Origin of the sequence: Shewanella sp. ENK2 (assembly GCF_043568515.1) — a bacterium.
Taxonomy (GTDB): domain Bacteria; phylum Pseudomonadota; class Gammaproteobacteria; order Enterobacterales; family Shewanellaceae; genus Shewanella; species Shewanella japonica.
Genome location: NZ_CP171406.1, coordinates 1,882,124 through 1,903,469 on the forward strand (window position 1 = coordinate 1,882,124; position 21,346 = coordinate 1,903,469).

General features: G+C 39.8%; 19 protein-coding genes and 3 pseudogenes. 16 read left to right on the top strand and 6 right to left on the bottom strand.

What is annotated here, in order from left to right; translation table 11 throughout:
* The first annotated feature begins 358 nt into the window (after window positions 1-358).
* The 6 genes and pseudogenes from rpmH (at window position 359) to ACGEDC_RS08395 (ending at window position 4,781) form a co-directional block, all read left to right on the top strand.
* A complete protein-coding gene (gene rpmH, locus ACGEDC_RS08370; protein WP_011867659.1) occupies window positions 359-496 on the top strand; it encodes a 50S ribosomal protein L34 in 138 nt (45 codons plus the stop codon).
* Window positions 497-512: 16 nt separating this feature from the next.
* Window positions 513-869, top strand: a complete 357-nt coding sequence (gene rnpA / locus ACGEDC_RS08375; protein ID WP_055025475.1) for a ribonuclease P protein component — start codon at window positions 513-515, stop codon at window positions 867-869.
* Window positions 836-1,089 (top strand): annotated as a pseudogene (gene yidD, locus ACGEDC_RS08380) (membrane protein insertion efficiency factor YidD). Before rnpA ends, yidD begins: the two are co-directional and overlap by 34 nt.
* Before the next feature lie 3 nt (window positions 1,090-1,092).
* Entirely contained in the window at window positions 1,093-2,724 is a 1,632-nt protein-coding gene (gene yidC / locus ACGEDC_RS08385) for a membrane protein insertase YidC (RefSeq protein WP_055025474.1), read from the top strand.
* A gap of 84 nt (window positions 2,725-2,808) precedes the next feature.
* Window positions 2,809-4,167 (top strand): tRNA uridine-5-carboxymethylaminomethyl(34) synthesis GTPase MnmE, encoded by a 1,359-nt coding sequence (mnmE, locus tag ACGEDC_RS08390; RefSeq protein WP_394497619.1) that lies wholly within the window; start codon window positions 2,809-2,811, stop codon window positions 4,165-4,167.
* 5 nt (window positions 4,168-4,172) lie between these two features.
* A complete protein-coding gene (locus tag ACGEDC_RS08395) occupies window positions 4,173-4,781 on the top strand; it encodes a 3'-5' exonuclease (protein WP_394497621.1) in 609 nt (202 codons plus the stop codon).
* Between the two features lie 25 nt (window positions 4,782-4,806).
* On the opposite strand, the gene ACGEDC_RS08400 is transcribed toward ACGEDC_RS08395, so the two are convergent.
* Window positions 4,807-5,454, bottom strand: a complete 648-nt coding sequence (locus ACGEDC_RS08400; protein WP_394497623.1) for a TetR/AcrR family transcriptional regulator — start codon at window positions 5,452-5,454, stop codon at window positions 4,807-4,809.
* Window positions 5,455-5,588: 134 nt separating this feature from the next.
* Here ACGEDC_RS08400 and ACGEDC_RS08405 point away from each other — a divergent pair, with 134 nt between their 5' ends.
* Window positions 5,589-6,464 (top strand): LysR family transcriptional regulator, encoded by an 876-nt coding sequence (locus ACGEDC_RS08405; RefSeq protein ID WP_055025470.1) that lies wholly within the window; start codon window positions 5,589-5,591, stop codon window positions 6,462-6,464.
* 213 nt (window positions 6,465-6,677) lie between these two features.
* Here the strand turns inward: ACGEDC_RS08405 and ACGEDC_RS08410 are convergent.
* The 3 genes and pseudogenes from ACGEDC_RS08410 to ACGEDC_RS08420 form a co-directional block, all read right to left on the bottom strand.
* Window positions 6,678-7,030: pseudogene (locus tag ACGEDC_RS08410) on the bottom strand (cytochrome c3 family protein).
* 24 nt (window positions 7,031-7,054) lie between these two features.
* Complete coding sequence (locus ACGEDC_RS08415) at window positions 7,055-8,575, bottom strand: flavocytochrome c (protein WP_394497626.1); 1,521 nt, start codon at window positions 8,573-8,575, stop codon at window positions 7,055-7,057.
* Window positions 8,576-8,796: 221 nt separating this feature from the next.
* On the bottom strand, window positions 8,797-9,672 hold the full coding sequence (locus ACGEDC_RS08420; protein WP_394497628.1) for a LysR substrate-binding domain-containing protein: 876 nt from the start codon (window positions 9,670-9,672) through the stop codon (window positions 8,797-8,799).
* A gap of 143 nt (window positions 9,673-9,815) precedes the next feature.
* Here ACGEDC_RS08420 and ACGEDC_RS08425 point away from each other — a divergent pair, with 143 nt between their 5' ends.
* Both ACGEDC_RS08425 and fghA read left to right on the top strand, forming a co-directional pair.
* On the top strand, window positions 9,816-10,946 hold the full coding sequence (locus tag ACGEDC_RS08425) for an S-(hydroxymethyl)glutathione dehydrogenase/class III alcohol dehydrogenase (RefSeq protein ID WP_055025466.1): 1,131 nt from the start codon (window positions 9,816-9,818) through the stop codon (window positions 10,944-10,946).
* A 113-nt stretch (window positions 10,947-11,059) separates the two neighbouring features.
* On the top strand, window positions 11,060-11,896 hold the full coding sequence (fghA, locus tag ACGEDC_RS08430; RefSeq protein WP_065108810.1) for an S-formylglutathione hydrolase: 837 nt from the start codon (window positions 11,060-11,062) through the stop codon (window positions 11,894-11,896).
* 201 nt (window positions 11,897-12,097) lie between these two features.
* Here fghA and ACGEDC_RS08435 read toward each other — a convergent pair.
* A pseudogene (locus tag ACGEDC_RS08435) lies at window positions 12,098-13,299 on the bottom strand (multidrug effflux MFS transporter).
* Between the two features lie 99 nt (window positions 13,300-13,398).
* Between ACGEDC_RS08435 and ACGEDC_RS08440 the strand changes: the two are divergent.
* On the top strand, window positions 13,399-13,818 hold the full coding sequence (locus tag ACGEDC_RS08440; protein WP_394497631.1) for a MarR family winged helix-turn-helix transcriptional regulator: 420 nt from the start codon (window positions 13,399-13,401) through the stop codon (window positions 13,816-13,818).
* Between the two features lie 133 nt (window positions 13,819-13,951).
* On the opposite strand, the gene ACGEDC_RS08445 is transcribed toward ACGEDC_RS08440, so the two are convergent.
* Window positions 13,952-15,295: an alanine/glycine:cation symporter family protein gene (locus ACGEDC_RS08445; RefSeq protein WP_394497633.1), complete on the bottom strand. Its 1,344-nt coding sequence runs from the start codon at window positions 15,293-15,295 to the stop codon at window positions 13,952-13,954.
* Between the two features lie 155 nt (window positions 15,296-15,450).
* Between ACGEDC_RS08445 and mioC the strand changes: the two genes are divergently transcribed.
* The 6 genes from mioC (at window position 15,451) to ACGEDC_RS08475 (ending at window position 21,343) form a co-directional block, all read left to right on the top strand.
* Window positions 15,451-15,903 (top strand): FMN-binding protein MioC, encoded by a 453-nt coding sequence (gene mioC, locus ACGEDC_RS08450; protein WP_192021811.1) that lies wholly within the window; start codon window positions 15,451-15,453, stop codon window positions 15,901-15,903.
* Between the two features lie 452 nt (window positions 15,904-16,355).
* Window positions 16,356-18,245 (top strand): tRNA uridine-5-carboxymethylaminomethyl(34) synthesis enzyme MnmG, encoded by a 1,890-nt coding sequence (gene mnmG, locus ACGEDC_RS08455; protein ID WP_394497636.1) that lies wholly within the window; start codon window positions 16,356-16,358, stop codon window positions 18,243-18,245.
* A 119-nt stretch (window positions 18,246-18,364) separates the two neighbouring features.
* Complete coding sequence (gene rsmG, locus ACGEDC_RS08460; RefSeq protein ID WP_119969580.1) at window positions 18,365-18,985, top strand: 16S rRNA (guanine(527)-N(7))-methyltransferase RsmG; 621 nt, start codon at window positions 18,365-18,367, stop codon at window positions 18,983-18,985.
* 58 nt (window positions 18,986-19,043) lie between these two features.
* Window positions 19,044-19,826: a ParA family protein gene (locus tag ACGEDC_RS08465; protein ID WP_055025458.1), complete on the top strand. Its 783-nt coding sequence runs from the start codon at window positions 19,044-19,046 to the stop codon at window positions 19,824-19,826.
* 15 nt (window positions 19,827-19,841) lie between these two features.
* Complete coding sequence (locus ACGEDC_RS08470; RefSeq protein ID WP_394497639.1) at window positions 19,842-20,735, top strand: ParB/RepB/Spo0J family partition protein; 894 nt, start codon at window positions 19,842-19,844, stop codon at window positions 20,733-20,735.
* A 224-nt stretch (window positions 20,736-20,959) separates the two neighbouring features.
* Window positions 20,960-21,343 (top strand): ATP synthase subunit I, encoded by a 384-nt coding sequence (locus ACGEDC_RS08475; RefSeq protein WP_055025456.1) that lies wholly within the window; start codon window positions 20,960-20,962, stop codon window positions 21,341-21,343.
* Window positions 21,344-21,346: the final 3 nt, after the last annotated feature.

Genomic DNA, 21,346 nt, shown 5'->3' on the forward strand with positions numbered 1-21,346 from the left:
GCAGATCATTGTATGTGGATATCTGTGATCTTTAAAGATCAAAAACGATCCAATTAATGTGATTTGTTCACAGATCCTGCTTTATTAACCGATCACTCTTGATCTATAATAGCCGCGCTTTGATCTGGTTAAACAGCCTTTGATCCACTACATATAGTGTTGGTACACAGAGTTATCCACACTGTATAGTGCATTTTTGATGTTTGCCTCAAAGTTAATTAGGTAAAAATTGTTCATATAGCCACTTTCCTTGTTGACGGTAGTGATTAAAGTGATTACAATTCGGCCTCTTTTTTGCCCTTACCTCTTATTTTAAGAATGTAAGGTTTATTAACTACTAAATATACGGATTGCCAAAATGAGTAAACGTACTTTTCAACCAAGCAACCTGAAGCGTAAGCGTTCTCACGGCTTCCGCGCACGTATGGCCACTGTAGGCGGCCGTAAAGTGATTGCACGTCGTCGTGCAAAAGGTCGCGCTCGTTTATCTGCTTAATCAGTAGATAACCATAGTGACTAGCTATGCTTTTACGCGGGAGTTACGTCTGTTAACTCCCGCGCAATTTAAATCTGTATTCTCAAATCCTATCAAAGCATCTTCTGCTGAAATAACTCTGCTCGCTGTACCTAATTCTGAACAACATCCTCGTATTGGATTAACAGTTGCAAAACGTTTTGTTAAAAATGCCAGTGATCGCAACCGAATTAAGCGAATAATCAGAACAAATTTCCGTTTAAATCAGCACGACATTCCAAATCTTGATATTGTTGTCTTGGTTAGAAATGGTGTGGTCGATATGGAAAATGCAGAATTACACAAGTTAACAGAGAAGTTATGGCGCAAGCTCAGTCGCCGTTACAATGGCTAGCCATTAAGGCTGTTCGTGGTTACCAACTTCTTATCAGCCCCATGCTGGGTCCTCGCTGTAGATTCAACCCAACGTGCTCTTATTATGCGATTGACGCAATAAAAACGCATGGAACAGTGAAAGGTTGTTGGCTTGCAGCGAAACGCATACTAAAATGTCACCCTTTACATCCCGGCGGAAGTGATCCCGTCCCCCTAAAAATGACAGGTGTAACAAATAGGCTATGGAATCTCAACGCAATTTAATGCTTATCGCACTACTGTTTGTCAGTTTTTTACTTTGGCAAGCATGGCAAGACGATAAAGCACCGCAACCAGTCGCGACACAAACTACGGTTGCTCAAACGAATGATGTACCATCGCACAGCAATAGCGATGTACCCGATGCAGATTCAAGTATGCCTGTTCAATTACCGGCAACTCAAAATCTGATTGAAGTTAAAACCGATCAGTTAGACATTAAAATTGACCCAGTCGGCGGTGATATTGTTTATGCTGCTTTGGTTGACCATAAAGTTGAAATTGATAGTAATGACCCATTTGTTCTTTTAGAGCAAAATGGCGCATTCAACTATATTTCTCAAAGTGGTTTAATCGGTCGTGATGGTATTGATAGCAGTACTCACGGACGTGCACACTTCTCTGCAGAGTCAGAACTTTATCAATTAGCTGATGGTCAAGATACGTTATCTGTACCATTAAGTTATGTGGATGCAAATGGCGCAAGCTATACCAAAGTATTTACTTTCACCCGTGGCCAATTTGATGTGACTGTTGATTACAACGTAAACAACACCACTTCAGCGCCGCTTCAAATGCAAATGTACGGTCAAATTAAACAAACGGTACAAGCATCTGAAAGTAGCATGATGATGCCAACATACCGTGGTGCAGCATTCTCGACTCAAAGTGTACGCTATGAAAAATATGACTTTGAAGATATTGCTAAGAGTAACCTAAACCAACAAACATTAGGTGGTTGGGCAGCGATGCTTCAACATTACTTCGTGTCAGCTTGGGTACCACCAGCAAACGATTCAAATACTATCTTCTCTAGCATGAGTGCGGGTGGCCAAGCTAATATTGGTTTCCGCGGCGCAGTACATGATATTGCTCCTGGTGCACAACAAACGATTAGTGCTCAGTTCTTCGTTGGTCCTAAAGACCAAAAAGCACTTTCAGACATTTCTGAAACATTAAACTTAGTTGTTGATTACGGCTTCCTTTGGTGGCTAGCAATTCCTATCTACAAACTATTGATGTTCTTCCAGTCGATTGTCACTAACTGGGGTGTTGCAATTATCCTAATTACGCTTTCTGTACGTGGTATTTTATACCCACTGACTAAAGCGCAATACACTTCAATGGCTAAGATGCGTAACTTGCAGCCTAAGCTTGCAGAGTTAAAAGAACGCTTTGGTGATGACCGTCAGAAGATGGGTCAAGCAATGATGGAGTTGTACAAGAAAGAAAAAGTTAACCCTATGGGCGGCTGTCTTCCAATCTTGCTACAAATGCCAATTTTCATTGCACTATACTGGGTATTGCTAGAAAGTTATGAGTTACGCCATGCGCCATTCATGCTTTGGATTGACGATTTATCGGTTCAAGATCCTTACTACGTATTGCCACTACTAATGGGTGTGTCTATGTGGTTAATGCAGAAAATGCAACCAATGGCACCAACCATGGATCCAATGCAAGTGAAAATGATGCAATGGATGCCAGTTATCTTTACAGTATTCTTCCTATGGTTCCCATCAGGTCTAGTACTTTACTGGTTAGTAGGTAACTTAGTCGCAATCACACAACAAAAGATTATTTATGCAGGTCTTGAGAAAAAAGGCTTAAAATAAGTCATAGCTCAAACTGATATAATCTTTAAAGGCGGCTATTGAGCCGCCTTTTCATTTATTAAATTTAAACAAAGGTTTTCCTCAATGACAGACACTATCGTGGCACAAGCAACCGCACCAGGTCGTGGCGGCGTCGGTATCATTCGTGTATCAGGTGATAAAGCAACTGAAGTCGCACATAGCGTATTAGGCCATCTACCTAAAACCCGTTATGCCGATTACTGTGACTTTAAAAGTGCGACTGGTGAAGTCATTGATCAAGGGATAGCCTTATTCTTTAAAGGACCAAATTCCTTTACCGGTGAAGACGTATTGGAACTGCAAGGTCATGGCGGTCAAATCGTCTTAGACATGCTCATAAAGCGTGTGATGGAAGTTGATGGTCTTCGAATTGCTAAACCTGGTGAGTTTAGTGAACAAGCCTTTATGAACGATAAGCTTGATTTAACCCAAGCTGAAGCCATTGCCGATTTAATTGATGCCACCAGTGAACAAGCCGCTAAGAGCGCGTTAAACTCGCTCCAAGGCGAGTTCTCAGATGAAGTGCACCAACTTGTCGAACAAGTCACTAACTTGCGTTTATACGTCGAAGCAGCGATTGACTTCCCTGATGAAGAAGTCGACTTCTTATCTGATGGTAAAATTGCTAATTCACTTTATAACATCATCGACAAACTGGATTCAGTTCAAGCCAGTGCTAAACAAGGCTCGATTATCCGTGAAGGAATGAAAGTAGTCATTGCAGGACGTCCTAATGCGGGTAAATCTAGTCTGTTAAATGCTCTTGCTGGTAAAGAATCAGCCATTGTAACCGAAATTGCGGGTACCACACGTGATGTACTGCGTGAGCATATCCACTTAGATGGCATGCCATTGCATATTATTGATACTGCAGGCTTACGTGATACAGCCGATACGGTTGAAAAAATAGGTATCGAACGTGCTTGGGATGAAATAGCCACAGCAGACCGAGTGCTATTTATGGTTGATGGCACCACAACTACTGACGTAAATCCACATGAAATCTGGCCAGATTTTATCGACCGCCTCCCCGCTAAACTTGGCGTTACTGTGGTGCGAAATAAAGCCGACTTAACTGGTGAGCCTGTCATGACAACTGATGAGCACGGCTACAATGTTTACCGTATTTCAGCTAAGACAGGTTTAGGCGTTGAGGAACTTAAACAACACCTAAAATCCTTAATGGGTTATCAAAGTAACCTTGAAGGTGGTTTTATTGCCCGTCGTCGTCATTTAGAGGCATTAGATCTCGCTTCAAGCCACCTGCAGTTAGGAAAAGAGCAACTGGAAGTTTATTTAGCCGGTGAATTGTTAGCGGAAGAACTACGTATGGCACAAATGGCCCTCTCTGAAATTACCGGTAAGTTCACCTCAGATGATTTACTCGGCAAAATCTTTAGCTCTTTTTGTATTGGTAAATAACCCTTATGAGTTTAGCAAATACCGTTATCGTACTCGATTTCGAAACCACAGGCTTATCACCTGATAACGCTGATAGAGCCATTGAAATTGGTGCAGTCAAATTGGTTGACGGTGTGGAAGTTGATTCGTTTCAAGAATTAATGAACCCAGGACGTCGAGTAAATAGTTTTATTGAAAACTACACAGGTATTAGCAATGAAATGCTGCAAACAGCCGATGACTGCGAAACAGTCATGGCACGCTTTGCAGACTTTATGGGCGACTTTAATCTCGTTGCCCATAACGCCAGCTTTGATAAGAAATTTTTAGACGCAGAGTTCAATAGGATAAATCATCAATACTCAGGTCAATTTGCTTGTTCTTTATTGCTATCACGCAGAATTAACCAAGATGCACCCAATCATAAGTTAGGAACCTTAGTTGATTACCATCAACTGCCCAATGATGGTGTTTTTCATAGAGCATTAGCAGATGCCACCATGACAGGACATTTATGGCTGCATCAACTCAATACCATTGAGCAATATCGTCCCAACCAAGAAGTCACATTTGATAAGATTCAAAAGATTACTGGTATGCCAAAAGCGAAAGTCATGGCTTTTTTAGCACAATAACCTTTTAAATAAAGTTATTCGTATCTTATGCCGCCGACAGCTGTTGTGGCATGGTACTTAACCATTCTTTAAACTTAGCAATTGCAGGCAATCTTTTATCTGAGTGTCCTAGTAATTGAACGATGGCATAACAGTATTGATAATATAGCTGAACATCATTTCCGTCCTTATCTGCATCATCACAATTAATCATCGCACCACGTAAATAGCTCATCACTAATTCATCACGATTGAAGCCTTCAACCTTGCCTATTTTTGTAATCATGCCATGAAACCATACAAAATAAGCATCGTAACTTTGCTGATAAGCTACCTGATACACCTCACTAGCTTGAGATAAAACATCAGAGTTAGGCATGACTCTTTCAATGACAAAGGTTTTATTAACTAAAGTATCGTGTAAACGCCAACATTGATGAGCTAAAAACTGAATAAGCGGGTCTTGATAATGTTGTTCATCAAGTGCAGCCTGGACACTCCAACGATTTAAATCATTAATTGCCACCGCGACCATTAAATCGGCCTCGTTAGGGAAATGGTTATAAATAGTCCCTTTAGATATTTGGCTAGCTTGAACTAAATGTGAACGACATAAATCAAATGTTTTATGCCCTCTTAAACAACGCTGAGATACTTCGACTAGGTATTCTCCTCTTTTCTGCCAAGTACTCATGATGTATCCCTTACTTTGAATGAAAAATATGTTACCAGTTCACATTCACACGATAACAAGCTTTTTACGTTTTCGATATTAAGTAATACTGATACCACTATGATCAATCTCAATAGCCAGATTATCAAAAGCCAATGTTAAAAATTGAATTACTAGAAAGCTTCATCGCGGTAGCCGAAAATGGCAACCTTTCAAAAGCTGCAGAACAAATTTGCCGGACTCAATCAGCATTAAGTCTGCAAATTAAAAAGCTTGAAGAAAGCGTTGGTCAACCACTACTTATCCGTGATAACAAAGGGGTCACCTTGACTGAATCAGGTGTCACTTTGCTTAACTATGCCTATAAAATGATGCAGTTAAGTTCACAAGCTTTAGATGATTTAAAAGATGGCCAAAATCGAGAAATCATTCGATTAGGTGTTCCAACAGATTATATAAAACGATATTTAAGCAGCTGTTTATTAGAATTTATTCGTGAATTTACTCGAATAGAGTTAGTGATTGATACCGATGTTAGCGGTAATCTATATAAGCGCTTACAACAAGGTGAATTTGATGTCATCGTTGCAACTCATTGGCAAACACCGGCTAATGGAGAGTTACTTTTTGAACGACGCTTTCATTGGGTAGCAGCCAAGAATGGTAATGCCCATAAACGCAGCGCTATTCCTATGGCACTGTACCCAGAAAATTGCCCAATTCGCGCACAAGTCTTTGCCAATCATCAATTAACAATGCGCTCGATCAATGTATTACTATCAACCCCGTCACCACAAGCATTGTGTATGGCCGTTGAAAACGATCTTACCATTGCCCCCATTGCTGAATTTCGGATCAGCGACAAAATGCAAATACTCGATCCCGTTGAGCATGGACTGCCAATATTACCGGTATTCAACGAAGCACTTTATCTCAATCCTGATACCCAAACAGATGCAACTTTACAGTTAATTTCGTTGATTAAAGCCAATGTAGAAAACCTAGCGCATCATAATGATGACAGTGAATAAGTGAACTCGCCTTGCTGAAGGTTCGATATCAAAGCATAAGTTGTACTTATTAATAAAACCTACAAATAAACCGCAATAAAAAACATAAAAAAAGCCCCTAAGATGATGAATTAGAGGCTTTGATTATCAGCAATTATCTTACCCAAAGGGGAGGCAATTGATAAGCTACTGCTGACTTATCTGCTGTTATAAGTTAACTAAAACAGTAAAGAACTACTCTTTATGTTTGTCGTATTTAAACGTGTGACAATCACTACAAATAGGCTTTTTCGCTTTATGTTCACCATGACACTCTTGACAAGGTAACTCTTTGCCATAATGCAAGTTATTATGTGGATTCTGCCACTTGTCTTCTTCACTACGCGCTGTTGTTTCAGCTAACTCATCAACATCATGACACTGCTGACAAGCTTGATCTGAAGGAATTGTTTAATCCCCTGATCATGACAAGCTTTACAATCTTTACCAATCACTTCCTTATGATGGTCTCTAATTTCTACTGCTTGAACGCTGGCACTACTTAAACATAATAATCCCAATGCAAGCATTATCTTTAATGTGTTCATCAATAATTCCTCTTGTAAATTGGGTTACGCTTTCATCATGCTACGAGCAGCAGTCATTCCCATGACCATACACTCAGGAATAGAGCAACTTCCTAAGCGGCTTACACCATGGATACCACCACAGACTTCACCAGCAGCGTAAAGCCCTGGAATCGCCACACCCGTGAAGCTGTCTTTTACTTCTGCTTTGGTATTAATTTGAACGCCACCTTGGCAGTAATGCACTTTTGGCCATAAACGCACAACGGTAAAAGGCGCTTCAATATACTTACCTGCAGCCTTAGTCATGTTTTTACCAAACTGCTTATCTTCACCAGATTTAACGTATTGGTTATATTCTTCAATTTGAGTTTTGAGTGCTTTTAACGGCACATTAAAATGCGAAGCTAATTCCTCAACAGAGTCAAACTTCCACCCCACGTTGTACTTAATGACTTTTTTGGTATTAGGATGCTTTTTAGAATCTTTGTAGCTAGTGATTAAAATAGGTGGTAATGCATTCCCTTGTTCATCACGGCACGCAAGCTCAGCATCAGCTCGCGTTTTGCGGTCAGCAATTTCATCCATAAAACGTTGACCAGTTAAACGGTTAATCGCAATAGAATGAGGGAAGTTATAGATAGAATAGTTAGATACATAACCAAAACCACCTTCATCAGGTGACGCCCAAGGGCCAGATTGAATATGCGCTAAATGAACAGGTACAGCACCTAAGCGGAACATTTCATACATGCCTTCGCCTGTAGCACCTGGTGCATTGGTACAACCTACTTCAGAGGTTAACGTTGGATCTTGCGCCATGCGAAGGTTAACATTTTGAGCAAAACCACCTGTCGCCATAATCACACCACGTTTGGCACGAATATTAATGACTTTACCTGGTTGATCTTCGCCAAAGTGATAGTTGTCACGCATTTTAACGCCGAGTACTTCGCCGTTATCACCAATCAAGAAACCTTCAAACTTAGATCGGTTATGGGTATGAACACCCAATTCACGGCACTTATGTAATAAAGGTTGGGTAATACCAGCACCACAACTCACGGTTGTTTGGTAAGTACGTGCAACAGAGTGACCACCAAGCTGTTGCAAATATGGATGGTACTCTGAGCCCGCATCAAAAGTCATTTGTAATGCTTCCATAGCATGCTCAGCAACATGGCGAAGTAATGCTTCATCGGCAATACCACGTCCAGCAGCTAATTGGTCTGCAACCATACGATCTACAGAATCATTAACGCCTTCTTTTGATTGCATTGGCGTCCCTGGTGCTGCAAATAAGCCACCATTAATAGCTGAATTACCACCAAAATAGGACATTTTTTCAAAAATATGGACATCTTTTGCGCCCAGTTTTGTTGCCTCAATCCCTGCAGCTAAGCCAGCAAAACCAGAACCAATAATGACGATTTCAATTTCTTTATCCCACTTAACACCGTCTGCTTTTTCAGAAACAGCCATCGCTGGAGCCACCATTGCAGCACCCGCTGCAACACCAAGCCCTGCGATAAATTTACGGCGTCCTAACAGATCTACATTACTCATAGGTCATCACCCTTTTTTAAATTGACTCCTTCATCATAAAGATGGAATCAATTCCAAAAAGGGAATCAACCAAGGTTTACTTATATCTAAATAGGTAGATTTACAGAAATGAACCACAGCGCATATTTTAATCAAATATGGATGTGAGATAGCGATTTGGAATAGGTTCCAAATCGCTACTTCAAAGCAAGATGAATCAATAACACATTACAGATTACAGATTACTGCTTAGGTAAACATTCAGTGAGTTTATCCACCAATAATCTGACTTTAGGAGATAGATGACGGTTTTGTGGGTACAAAGCCCAAATGCCTTCTTTTTCTTGTTGAAAAGATGCCAGTAGTACATTTAGCTTATTGTCAGCAATAGCCTGTTTAACGTAATAACCAGGTAATTGCACAATTCCTAGGCCTTTTAATGCCGCATCCAATAAACTAATACCGCTACTGCATTGCAGGTTCCCATGTACTTTGATACTTCTCGCCTTACCTAATTCATTAAAGTGCCAGTGAGATTGCGAACCGATTAAACAATTATGCTGACTCAATTCAGATAATGAATATGGCGCACCAAAACGATTAATATACTCAGGTGCAGCACACACAAATTGCTCTCGACTGGTTAGTCGCTTTGCCATCATACTAGAGTCAGGTAATCGGCCTAAGCGAATAGCCAAATCATAACCGCCCTCAACTAAATCTAATTGCCTGTTTGTTAATTCACAAATCACTTCGACATCAGGATATTGCTGCATATAGTCAGTCACAATCGGCATGATAAACTTCTCACCATAGGTCACAGGTGCAGTCAGCTTGATTAACCCTTGCGGTTTATTTTGCAGGCTACTGATGGCTCGTTCAGCTTCTTCGAGACCATCAATCACCTGCCTACAATGCCGATAAAAAACTTGCCCTTCTTCTGTCAGAGAGACTTTTCTGGTGGTACGGTAAAAAAGTTTAGTATTTAATCTATTTTCAATCTGACTAATTTGACGGCTAACTTGGGCTGTTGAAATAGACAAACGCTTACCAGCAACGGTAAAACTGTCCGTTTCAGCTACTGCGACAAACTCATAAACCCCTTCCCATGGAAGCATTATTACTCACCTGTAAAAGTCATTTGTAATTTAAGCTTATTATCAACTGACAGAAAATAAATACAATAGATCTATCACTACAAAATCTCATCTACACTAAGTAGATTCAATTTAGTCGTTCATCTTTAATAAGGACAAACACAATGTCAGCACAATTTATTAAGTCTAAAGCCGCTGTTGCATGGGGACCTGGACAACCATTATCAGTTGAAGAAGTTGATGTCATGTACCCGAAAGCGGGAGAAGTGATGGTAAAGATTATCGCTTCGGGTGTTTGTCATACTGACGCATTTACCCTATCAGGTGATGATCCAGAAGGTGTTTTCCCAGCAATTCTGGGCCATGAAGGTGGCGGGATTGTTGAAATGGTCGGTGAAGGAGTCACTAGCGTTAAAGTCGGTGACCATGTTATTCCTCTTTACACCGCTGAGTGTGGTAAATGTAAGTTCTGTACATCAGGTAAAACCAACCTATGTAGCGCAGTACGTGAAACACAAGGTAAAGGCTTAATGCCTGATGGTACGACTCGCTTTTATAAAGATGGTGAGCCAATTTTCCATTATATGGGTTGTTCAACATTCTCCGAGTACACCGTATTACCTGAAATCTCGCTTGCAAAAGTGAATAAAGATGCGCCACTAGAAGAAGTATGTTTATTAGGTTGTGGTGTCACTACAGGTATGGGCGCCGTACTTAATACCGCTAAGGTTCAAAAAGGCGATACCGTAGCCATATTTGGTTTAGGTGGCATTGGTTTATCAGCAATTATTGGCGCTACCATGGCTGGGGCTTCACGTATTATTGGTATTGACTTAAATGAATCTAAATTTGAGCTAGCCACTAAGCTTGGCGCGACAGATTGCATTAACCCTAAAAACTACGATAAACCTATTCAAGATGTCATTGTAGAGCTAACTGACGGTGGTGTTGATTTCTCTTTCGAATGTATCGGCAACGTCAATGTGATGCGCAGCGCACTTGAGTGTTGTCATAAAGGTTGGGGAGAGTCTGTGATTATTGGTGTTGCTGGTGCAGGACAAGAAATCTCAACTCGTCCATTCCAGTTGGTGACAGGCCGAGTCTGGAAAGGCAGCGCATTTGGCGGTGTTAAAGGGCGCAGTGAATTACCAGGCATTGTTGAGCAGTATCTAAATGGTGAGTTTAAATTAGATCACTTCATTACTCACACTATGGGACTTGAAGGAATTAATGATGCTTTCGATTTAATGCACAGCGGAGAAAGTATTCGCTCTGTCATTCATTTCGACAAGTAAGCTCTGCGCAAATGTTATCCATTCAGAACGCTAACATATTCTGAATTGAACACCTTAAGACAACCATATGCCTTATCAGTTGATAAGGCATTTTCAAAAGAAGTGATAACAACATGACTTTAGAAAATGTCAGCAGTAATAAAGTTTTCGGTGGCTGGTTAAAGCAATATAACCATCATTCAGACACGGTAAATTGCCAAATGCGTTTTGCCATTTACTTACCACCACAAGCGGCAACTCAAAAAGTACCTGTGCTTTATTGGTTATCAGGTTTAACCTGCACCGATGAAAATGTTATGCAAAAATCAGGTATTCAACGAATAGCTGCGGAACTGGGTATTGCCATTGTGGCACCAGATACTAGCCCACGTGGTGAGAATGTAGCAGACGACAGCGAAGGAGCTTATGATTTTGGTCTAGGCGCAGGTTTTTATGTCAATGCAACTCAAGCCCCTTTTAATACCCATTATCAAATGTATGACTACGTTGTGAACGAGTTGCCAGAACTCATTGAACAACACTTTCCTGTTTCTCAGCAGCGCAGCATAAGTGGTCACTCAATGGGCGGTCATGGTGCTATCAGTATCGGTCTTAAAAATCCGCAGCGTTATCAGTCAATCTCAGCATTCAGCCCGATTTGTAATCCTATTAATTGCCCTTGGGGACAAAAGGCTTTTACTGGTTATCTAGGTACAGATAAACAAGATTGGCTTGAATATGACAGCACGGAATTAATGAAGCTTACTCAAGCCGCTATTCCTATGCTGGTGGACCAAGGTAGCGATGATAACTTCTTAGCAGAGCAGTTAAAACCACAAGTATTAGTCGATGCAGCCAAAGAACAGGAATACCCTTTAACCCTGCGTATGCAAGAAGGCTACGATCATAGCTACTACTTCATTAGTAGTTTTATCGAAGACCATTTAAGGTTCCATGCAAAGTATTTATAAATAGAAAACGACAATGATCAATGAGCCTTGACCTAAAAAAGAGGTCATTGTTCCATGTGAAACATAGTTAGAGTTTCAAAATAGAAATAACAGCCTTATAAAAGATAGTAAAGCCTCAATGTGAATAACATTGAGGCTTTACTATCTTTTATATAGGCAGTTACACGCATTGATAATGAAGAAAATAACTTGATAGAAAGACTAATTAACGCAATAACTCATCTTTGTCTCAGTCATTTTTCTGTTAAGTGCATTAGCCTTTAATGTCGCTAAAAGTGCAATAACCGAACATCCAAACATGATCAGCACCATGGGCCATAAAGCGTCTTTCAACAGTAATGCTGTTATACCACTAATAATTGCGCCGATGAAAAACTGCATAGATCCCATTAACGCTGAAGCAGTACCTGCACTTCTACCAAAGTGCTTTAAAAAGCTTACACTTGCATTAGATATTGTCCCACCTGTCGCCGCCATACAGATAACAAAGCCAGAAACAGCAAACCATAGATTATTTGGCATAATCAAAATTGAACAGAACAAAACAAGTCCACCGAACACTTTTAACCCTAAAAATGCCAACAGCATTTGTTCAGCATCATAACGATTAAGCAAATAAGCATTTAAACGATTGATGATCACAACTCCCACAACATTAGCAATAAATAACCCTGAAAAGAGCGTTTCGCTAACACCAAACTTAACTAAATAAGCAAAAGGTGCATTGGTAATAAACGTGATTAATAGCGCATAAGAAAATACTTGTGCAATTAAATATCCCCGCGCAGGTTTGAACTTAAGAATACTTTTAAAGCTAGTACTAGGCATAGTATCACTAGCCTTTATATGCTTTGGCAGAACAAAAAATGCACAGATTGCCACAAGGATTGCGAAAATAGCAGATGATAAGAAAATCCAATGCCAGCTGGATATTTTCATAATTAAGGTGCCAATGGCGGGAGCAATAGAAGGAGCTATCATCATAATTAGCATCACAAGTGAGAATACTTTCGCCGCTTCTTTTCCTTCTGCATTATCACGAATAGTTGCAGGTACAACAACAACAGCCATACCGCCACCAATTGATTGCAAGCAACGCCAAAGCCAAAAAACGCCAGAGAATCGACTAAAGCCAACACTAAACTGCATACACCAAACACCAGTAAACCTAATGACATAATTGGCTGACGGCCAAATTTATCAGATAGTGGTCCGCCAACTAACTGACCAATTGCCATCCCGAAAACATACATGCTGACGGTAATCGCAATCAAAGAAGTGTCGACATTGAAATCAGTTGCAATGATTGGAATCGCTGGCAGATAACTATCGATCGCGTATGGAGTCATCGCAAAAACAGCAGCAAGTAACAGAATTAAGCTTTTAGATATGGATTGTTGCATTTACACCTCTAAAGTACCTTTCCAGAAAGATACTAGCTAGATTTTAGCTTTCTAGCAAGATATATTACTTGCAACACCCACTGATTAAATGAATAGATTTTGCCAAAACAGGAAAGTGTCGATAGCATTTTACAATCAACAAAAATTAATTGGCCTGAAGCATACGACCATATTTCTCCGTCGATTCTTAAATTGCTCAGAGCTCATCATCACATCAGAACAGATCTCGAAGAGCTATTAGGTCATTACCAAATACAAGGTGCAGACTTCGGTATTCTGGCAACCTTAAGAAGAAGTGGCGAGCCTTATTGTTTGTCACCAACCACCCTTTACCACTCTCTACTATTCAGTTCAGGCGGTTTAACAAAAGTCCTAAACAGGATGAAGCAAGCTGAGCTAATAGAAAGACTGGATAATCCTGACGACAAGCGTAGCAAGCTGGTTAAGTTATCACCAATGGGAAAAGAACTGGTTGACGCTATCATCGTTGAGCTTCATAAAAATGAGCAAAAAAATTAGCAATTTTGTCAGAAGATGAGATAAAGCAACTAGATATACTACTTAGTAAACTACTCTTGAGTTGGAATTAACACTAAACAGCAATAAAAAATGCCAGCTAAATGTTAGCTGGCATTTTATCTATTTCTATTCATTAATGATGATTTGTAGTCAATGACTTATTGGCAAGTTTGGCAAAGTAACGTTTAGATTCTGCCCTCACCTTTGGCGCAAGTAAAATAGCAGACGTCATCGTCGGAATAGCCATTAAGGCATATGCCGCATCAATAATATTAACAATTTCTTGAATACTTGCCGTTGCAGCAAATAAAATCGCACACAAGAAAAAGTACTGATATAAACGTAACCGTTGACGACCAAATAAAAATGCAAAGCACTGGCCACCATAAAATGCTTGAGTAAAAATGGTACTGATACTGAAAAACACCACACACAATATCAACAGATAAGGCCCTACTCCTGGCATTGTCATTTCAAACGCTTGGGCAGATAAATTAACCCCTTGTGCTTCACCTGTTTGCCAAACCCCAGAAATCAAAATTATCATTGCTGTTGCAGTACACACTAACAAAGTGTCAATGGCTGGACCAAGCATAGCGACAAGGCCTTCTTTAACAGGTTCATTGGTTCTCGCACTACCATGAGCCATTACTTCGGTACCAATACCCGCTTCATTTGAAAAAGCCGCACGACGAATGCCAATTAGCATAGTACCTAATATGCCGCCTCCAACTGAGTTTAATGAAAAAGCCTCTGTAAAAATTAATGCAAAGTAATGAGGTATTTCAGTTATATGAGTCGCAATAACATAAAAAGCACAGCTCATATAAATGAGGATCATCAATGGCACCACCTTTGATGCCACAGATGCAATACGTTTGATCCCGCCTAAAATAACGCTAGCAACAATCAGCATAACGACGATACCCAGTGATAAATCGATCCAAAAAGTAGATTCATTAGCTGGAAAATATCCTGGTTTTACAATTAGCCATTCACGAATAATCTGTACCAGTTGATTAGAGTTAAATAATGGAAAGTTACCCACTAGGCCTACAACACAAAAGAAAACTGCTAAAAAGTGCCACTTTTTAGATAACCCTTGAGTAATAATGTACATAGGGCCACCTTGTACATCGCCATTTTCATCTTTACCTCGATACATTATCGCTAAGGTACAAGTAAAAAATTTGGTCGCCATTCCAACAATGGCACTGATCCACATCCAAAAAATAGCGCCTGGACCACCCACCATGATTGCGACAGCGACACTGCCGATGTTGCCCATTCCAACGGTACCTGCCATTGCACTGGAGAGTGCACCAGCGTGACTAATATGCCCTTCTGCACCTTTATCTGGATGTTTACCCCTTACAATATTAATGGCATGACCAATATATCGAAACGGAATAAACCTCGAATAAATAAGGAAAAAAGCCCTCCACCCACAAGTAATACCAACATATGTGGGCCCCAAGCTAAATCGGCTATTTGGGCAGTAATAGAAACAAGAGACATGAAAAGTTATATTTTTGTTAAATGTAACTATTGAAAATACGGACAAAAACCGCTTTGTGCAATGATAAATCAGCGTAAACTATGACAATTAACGGTTAATTCAAAGGCAATAATATGGCAAAAATCGAAATTTTAGTCGGTACAACGCAAGGTGGTACTGAATATGTAGCAGACGATATGGCTGCAGAATTAGACAAATTAGGCCACGAAACTCAAATACATCTCGCTCCTAATTTATCTGAATTAGACCCCAAATCCCTATGGATGATCGTCAGTTCTACACATGGAGCAGGTGATCTTCCCGACAATATAGCGCCTTTTTATCAACAATTGATCGCCACAAATGATGATCTTACAGAGCTAAAATATGCGTTATGCGCTATTGGTGATTCAAGTTACGATACTTTTTGCCAAGGCCCAGAAAAAATAATTTCAAGGTTAGATCAACTCGGTGCAATCTCATTTGTGAATAAGATCCAAATCGATGTTCAAATGGATCCAGTACCTGAAGATGCCGCGCTTGCTTGGTTAGCTCAATGGCAATCGTCGATCACTTCCACTAATTAAGTTAATATCTTCATTTATACTCACAATAACAGCCAACCTTATCCACAATAAGTTAATTTACAAGATAACTATGTGGATAAGGTATTATTTTATCCGATCATAACTTTGTATTGATCCACACCTGATCTGGTTAAAGATCCCCCTGTGGATAAGTAGCCGATCTATCCCCAACTTATATTTAATTAGATCGCAGTTAGAACACAAGAACGTTTATCCATTACCCATTGAATATAAAGAAAAATTAGGCTTACCCACAGAAAAGTACGATCCTAATAATAAACATAACAAAGAGATCTTTAAAAAGATCTTAAGATCTATTAAGCAAACCTCCTCTGATCGAAAGACGAAAATTGATCATTCCCGAAAAGCAAACCAGGTGCTAAAATACTCGGCTCAGAGAGTCTTTCGTTTAAAGATCTAAATTAGAAATTTATTTTATCCAAGGTTACAAAATGCATTTTCATGAACGGTTTGATGTAATTGTTGTTGGTGGTGGTCATGCCGGAACCGAAGCAGCCTTAGCTGCTGCCAGAATGGGATCAAAAACCCTATTACTAACACACAATATTGATACCCTTGGACAAATGTCTTGTAATCCAGCCATTGGTGGGATTGGCAAAGGCCATTTGGTAAAAGAAATTGATGCCTTAGGCGGTGCAATGGCAACCGCAACTGACTTTGCAGGTATCCAATTTAGAACATTAAATTCAAGCAAAGGCCCAGCTGTTAGAGCGACTCGTGCACAAGCTGATAGAGCTTTGTATCGTCAAAAAATACAACAAATTTTACAACATCAACCCAATCTACGTATTTTTCAACAAGCTGTAGACGATTTAGTTGTTGAAAACAATAAAGTTTTAGGTGTTGTTACTCAAATGGGCTTAGCATTTGAAGCACCAAGCGTTGTATTAACAACCGGTACTTTCCTAAGTGGTAAAATTCATATCGGCTTAGAAAATTACAGCGGCGGAAGAGCAGGTGATCCACCTGCAATTGCACTCGCTAATAGACTAAAAGAATTATCAATTCGTGTTGGACGTCTAAAAACGGGCACGCCACCAAGAATTGATGCAAACACGATTGATTTCGATAAAATGCAAGAACAAAAAGGTGACAGTCCGTTACCTGTCATGTCATTCATTGGTGATGTTAGCCAGCATCCTGAACAAGTTTCTTGTTACATCACACATACCAATGAAAAAACTCACGATATTATTCGTGGAGGACTCGATCGTAGCCCAATGTACTCAGGTGTTATTGAAGGAATTGGTCCAAGATATTGCCCATCGATCGAAGATAAAATTAATCGTTTTGCAGACAAAAACTCCCATCAAATTTTTATTGAACCAGAAGGGTTAACCACTAATGAGATCTACCCTAATGGGATCTCAACAAGTCTACCTTTCGATGTACAATTGAATTTGGTTAGATCTATTCAAGGTATGGAAAATGCTGAGATCATTCGTCCTGGATACGCCATTGAATATGATTATTTTGATCCAAGAGATCTTAAAAACTCTTTAGAAACTAAAAATATTGATGGTTTATTCTTTGCTGGACAAATTAACGGTACAACCGGATATGAAGAAGCGGGTGCACAAGGTTTGTTAGCTGGTATGAATGCATCGTTGCAAGTACAAGGCAAAGAAGTTTGGTGTCCAAGACGCGATCAGGCATACATTGGCGTATTGGTTGACGATTTATCAACACTTGGCACAAAAGAACCTTACCGCATGTTTACCAGTCGTGCTGAATACCGTTTGTTACTTCGTGAAGACAATGCTGATTTACGTCTCACTGAAAAAGGCCGTGAATTAGGCTTAGTTGATGATGAGCGCTGGCAGAAGTTTAGTGAAAAACAAGAGTTAATTGAAACTGAATTACAGCGTTTACGCAGTAATTGGGTTCATAAAAACTCACCGTTACTGGATGTATTGAATCCTGAATTAAATACACCTATTTCACGTGAAGCATCATTTGAAGATTTATTACGTCGTCCAGAAATGGATTACGGTAAATTAATGAGTTTAGAAGGTTTCGGCCCAGGTGTTGACGATCCGCGTGCTGCAGAGCAAGTTCAGATCCAAGTGAAATATTCAGGCTATATTCAAAGACAGCAAGGTGAAATTGACAAAGCAATCCGTCATGAAACGACTGTTTTACCATTGGATTTGGATTATCAAGAAGTGCAAGGTTTGTCGAATGAGGTCATTGCTAAGATGAATGAGCATAAACCTGAAACCATTGGCCAAGCTTCACGTATTTCTGGAATGACCCCAACCGCCATTTCAATTTTGCTTGTACACCTTAAAAAACGTGGTTTATTACGTAAAAGCGCATAAATCGCAGTAAAAAGTTGTGTTTTAACCAATAAGGGAAGCATTGAGACTTCCCTTAGTCATTTCTGCCATTCATAATACCCGATGATTAACGATTCCCTTTGATTTAGAGGTCACTTAGCGTGTTAGCCGATCAACTTAAGATTTATCTTGCTGAAACTGGTATATCAGCAACAGAAACTCAACAACAACAGCTTGTTGGGTTTGTTACCATGCTAAACAAATGGAATAAAGCTTATAACTTAACTTCGGTTAGAGATCCTGAACAGATGTTAATCCGTCATGTTATGGACAGTTTAGTGGTTTCTCCTTATCTTAAAGGGCAGCGTTTTATTGATGTTGGGACTGGACCTGGTTTACCTGGGATCCCACTAGCAATTCTTAATCCCGATAAAGAGTTTGTGTTACTTGATAGTTTAGGAAAACGTATTCGTTTTCAAAAACAGGTTCAATTTGAATTAAAGATTAATAACATTACTTCAGTTGAAAGTCGTGTTGAGGCTTATGAGCCCGATCAAAAATTTGATGGCGTAATTAGCCGTGCTTTTGCATCAATTGAAGACATGTTGACTTGGTGTCATCACTTACCAGCTGACAATGGCCAATTTTATGCGCTTAAAGGCCAACTTAGTGATGCAGAAATGGCCAGTATTCCTAACGAGTTTACAGTCACTGAAACCATTTCGTTAACAGTGCCAAAGCTCGATGAACAAAGACATCTGTTAAAACTGACCAAGAAATAATAGTCAGGAAAAAAATAAATATTATCGGACATCGTAAATAAGTCCTTAGGGTGAACACGTGGGTAAAATCATTGCCGTAGCCAACCAGAAAGGTGGCGTTGGAAAAACAACAACTTGTGTTAATTTAGCAGCATCACTTGCAGCCACAAAACGCAAAGTGCTGTTAATCGATCTTGATCCGCAAGGTAATGCCACTATGGGCAGCGGTGTCGACAAATATGAAGTTGAAAATACCGCATACGAATTGCTTGTTGAAGAAAAGCCGTTCGAAGAGATAGTGATCAAAGATACGACCGGTAAATATGATCTTATTGCGGGTAATGGTGATGTAACTGCAGCAGAAATTAAGCTAATGGAGTTTTTTGCAAGAGAAATTCGATTAAAAAATGCTTTGGCAGCAGTAAAAGATGATTATGATTTCATTTTTATTGACTGTCCGCCGTCGCTCAACATGTTGACGGTCAATGCGATGTCTGCCGCTGACTCTGTATTAGTGCCAATGCAGTGTGAATATTATGCATTAGAAGGCTTAACTGCATTGATCGATACCATCACCAAATTAGGTGCGATGGTTAACCCTAATTTGAGCATCGAAGGGATCTTACGAACCATGTATGATCCTCGAAATCGTTTATCTAATGATGTGTCCGATCAGCTAAAACAACATTTTGGCGAAAAAGTATATCGCACCGTTATTCCAAGAAATATCCGTTTAGCTGAAGCGCCTAGTTTTGGTGCTCCTGCGATGTATTATGATAAATCAAGTGCTGGCGCCAAAGCCTATTTAGCTTTAGCGGGTGAAATTATTCGCCGTGCAGAGCAACAAACAGAATCAAAGTAAGCGTAAGGGAATAAAATGACGTTAAAAAAACGTGGTTTAGGTAAAGGTTTGGATGCATTACTAAGCAACAGTAGCGCTGCTAATAGAAAAACAGAACAGACTCAACCTAACATCAATATCGACCAAGCGCCGAAAGAAGATGGTTTATTAATGCTAGATGTGGATTTATTGCAATCTGGTAAATATCAGCCGCGTAAAGACATGTCACCAGAAGCACTGGATGAATTAGCTGAATCTATTAAGTCACAAGGTATCATTCAGCCTATTGTTGTTCGTAAAGTTGATACTGAAAGATACGAAATCATTGCTGGCGAACGTCGTTGGAGAGCATCGCAAATTGCTCAATTAGAGCAAGTTCCTTGTATTGTTAAGCAAGTACCTGATGAATCCGCCGTAGCAATTGCCTTGATTGAAAATATCCAGCGTGAAGACCTTAATGCAATGGAAGAAGCCATTGCATTACAACGTTTACTTGAAGAATTTGAATTAACCCATCAACAAACGGCTGATGCTGTCGGAAAATCTAGAGCAAGTGTTTCTAACTTATTACGATTAAACAGTTTAAATGAGCCAGTAAAACGTTTATTAGAGTATGGCGATATTGATATGGGTCACGCTCGAGCATTATTGGCTATTGAAGGTGATGAGCAAACAAACCTTGCTCGATTAGTCGCTTCTAAAGAAATGACAGTTCGTGAAACTGAACGATTAGTGAATAAAGCCCTAAATCCTACCAAAGAAGCCGAAAAGCCAGCTAAAGATCATGATGTAACCCGCTTGGAGCAACAGTTAATTGAAAAATTAGGTGCTAAAGTGGCTATAAATCATGGCAGTAAAGGTAAAGGTAAAATTGTAATAAACTACCAAGATCTTGCTGAATTAGATGGAATACTTAGCAAAATCCACTAAATCCTCCAACAAAGTCATTTCAATAGTAACTTTGTAACAAGGCGTAAATTTGAGATTTTAGAAATTTAGTCTCAAATCACGCCTAATATCACTGTTTAACCTCTCATCAAAGTTGCAAACAAGGTGTGAAAAGGTATACTTTGCATGCTTTTTTCCTGTCTGAGTTGTTAATGATCACATTAACCGCCCAGAAGAGAAATAAGCATTAATGCGGAGATTAAAAATTGAGTAAGGTTTTAGCGCGTCGTGGCCGGTGGTCAGCCTATAGAATAGTGTTGTTGCAGGCGGCGGTAGCTGGGGGAACTTCAATTTTATTTTTCGCTCTGTGGGGAGCTCAGTATGGCTTATCTGCTTTAGCAGGTGGTCTCATTGCTGTACTCCCTAATTTTGTATTCGCAACCCTTGCTTTCTCTCATGCGGGAGCTAAAGCGTCAGGAAAAGTCGTTTGGATGTTTTTCTTGGGGGAAGCGGTAAAGTTGCTGCTAACCATTGTGTTATTCGCCATTGCATTTGGCATGCTGAAAACGCCATTTATGCCGTTATTTAGCTGTTATTTGTTGGCGCTATTAATACCTTGGACAGCCCCTTTATACTTCAAGCAAAATTAAGTG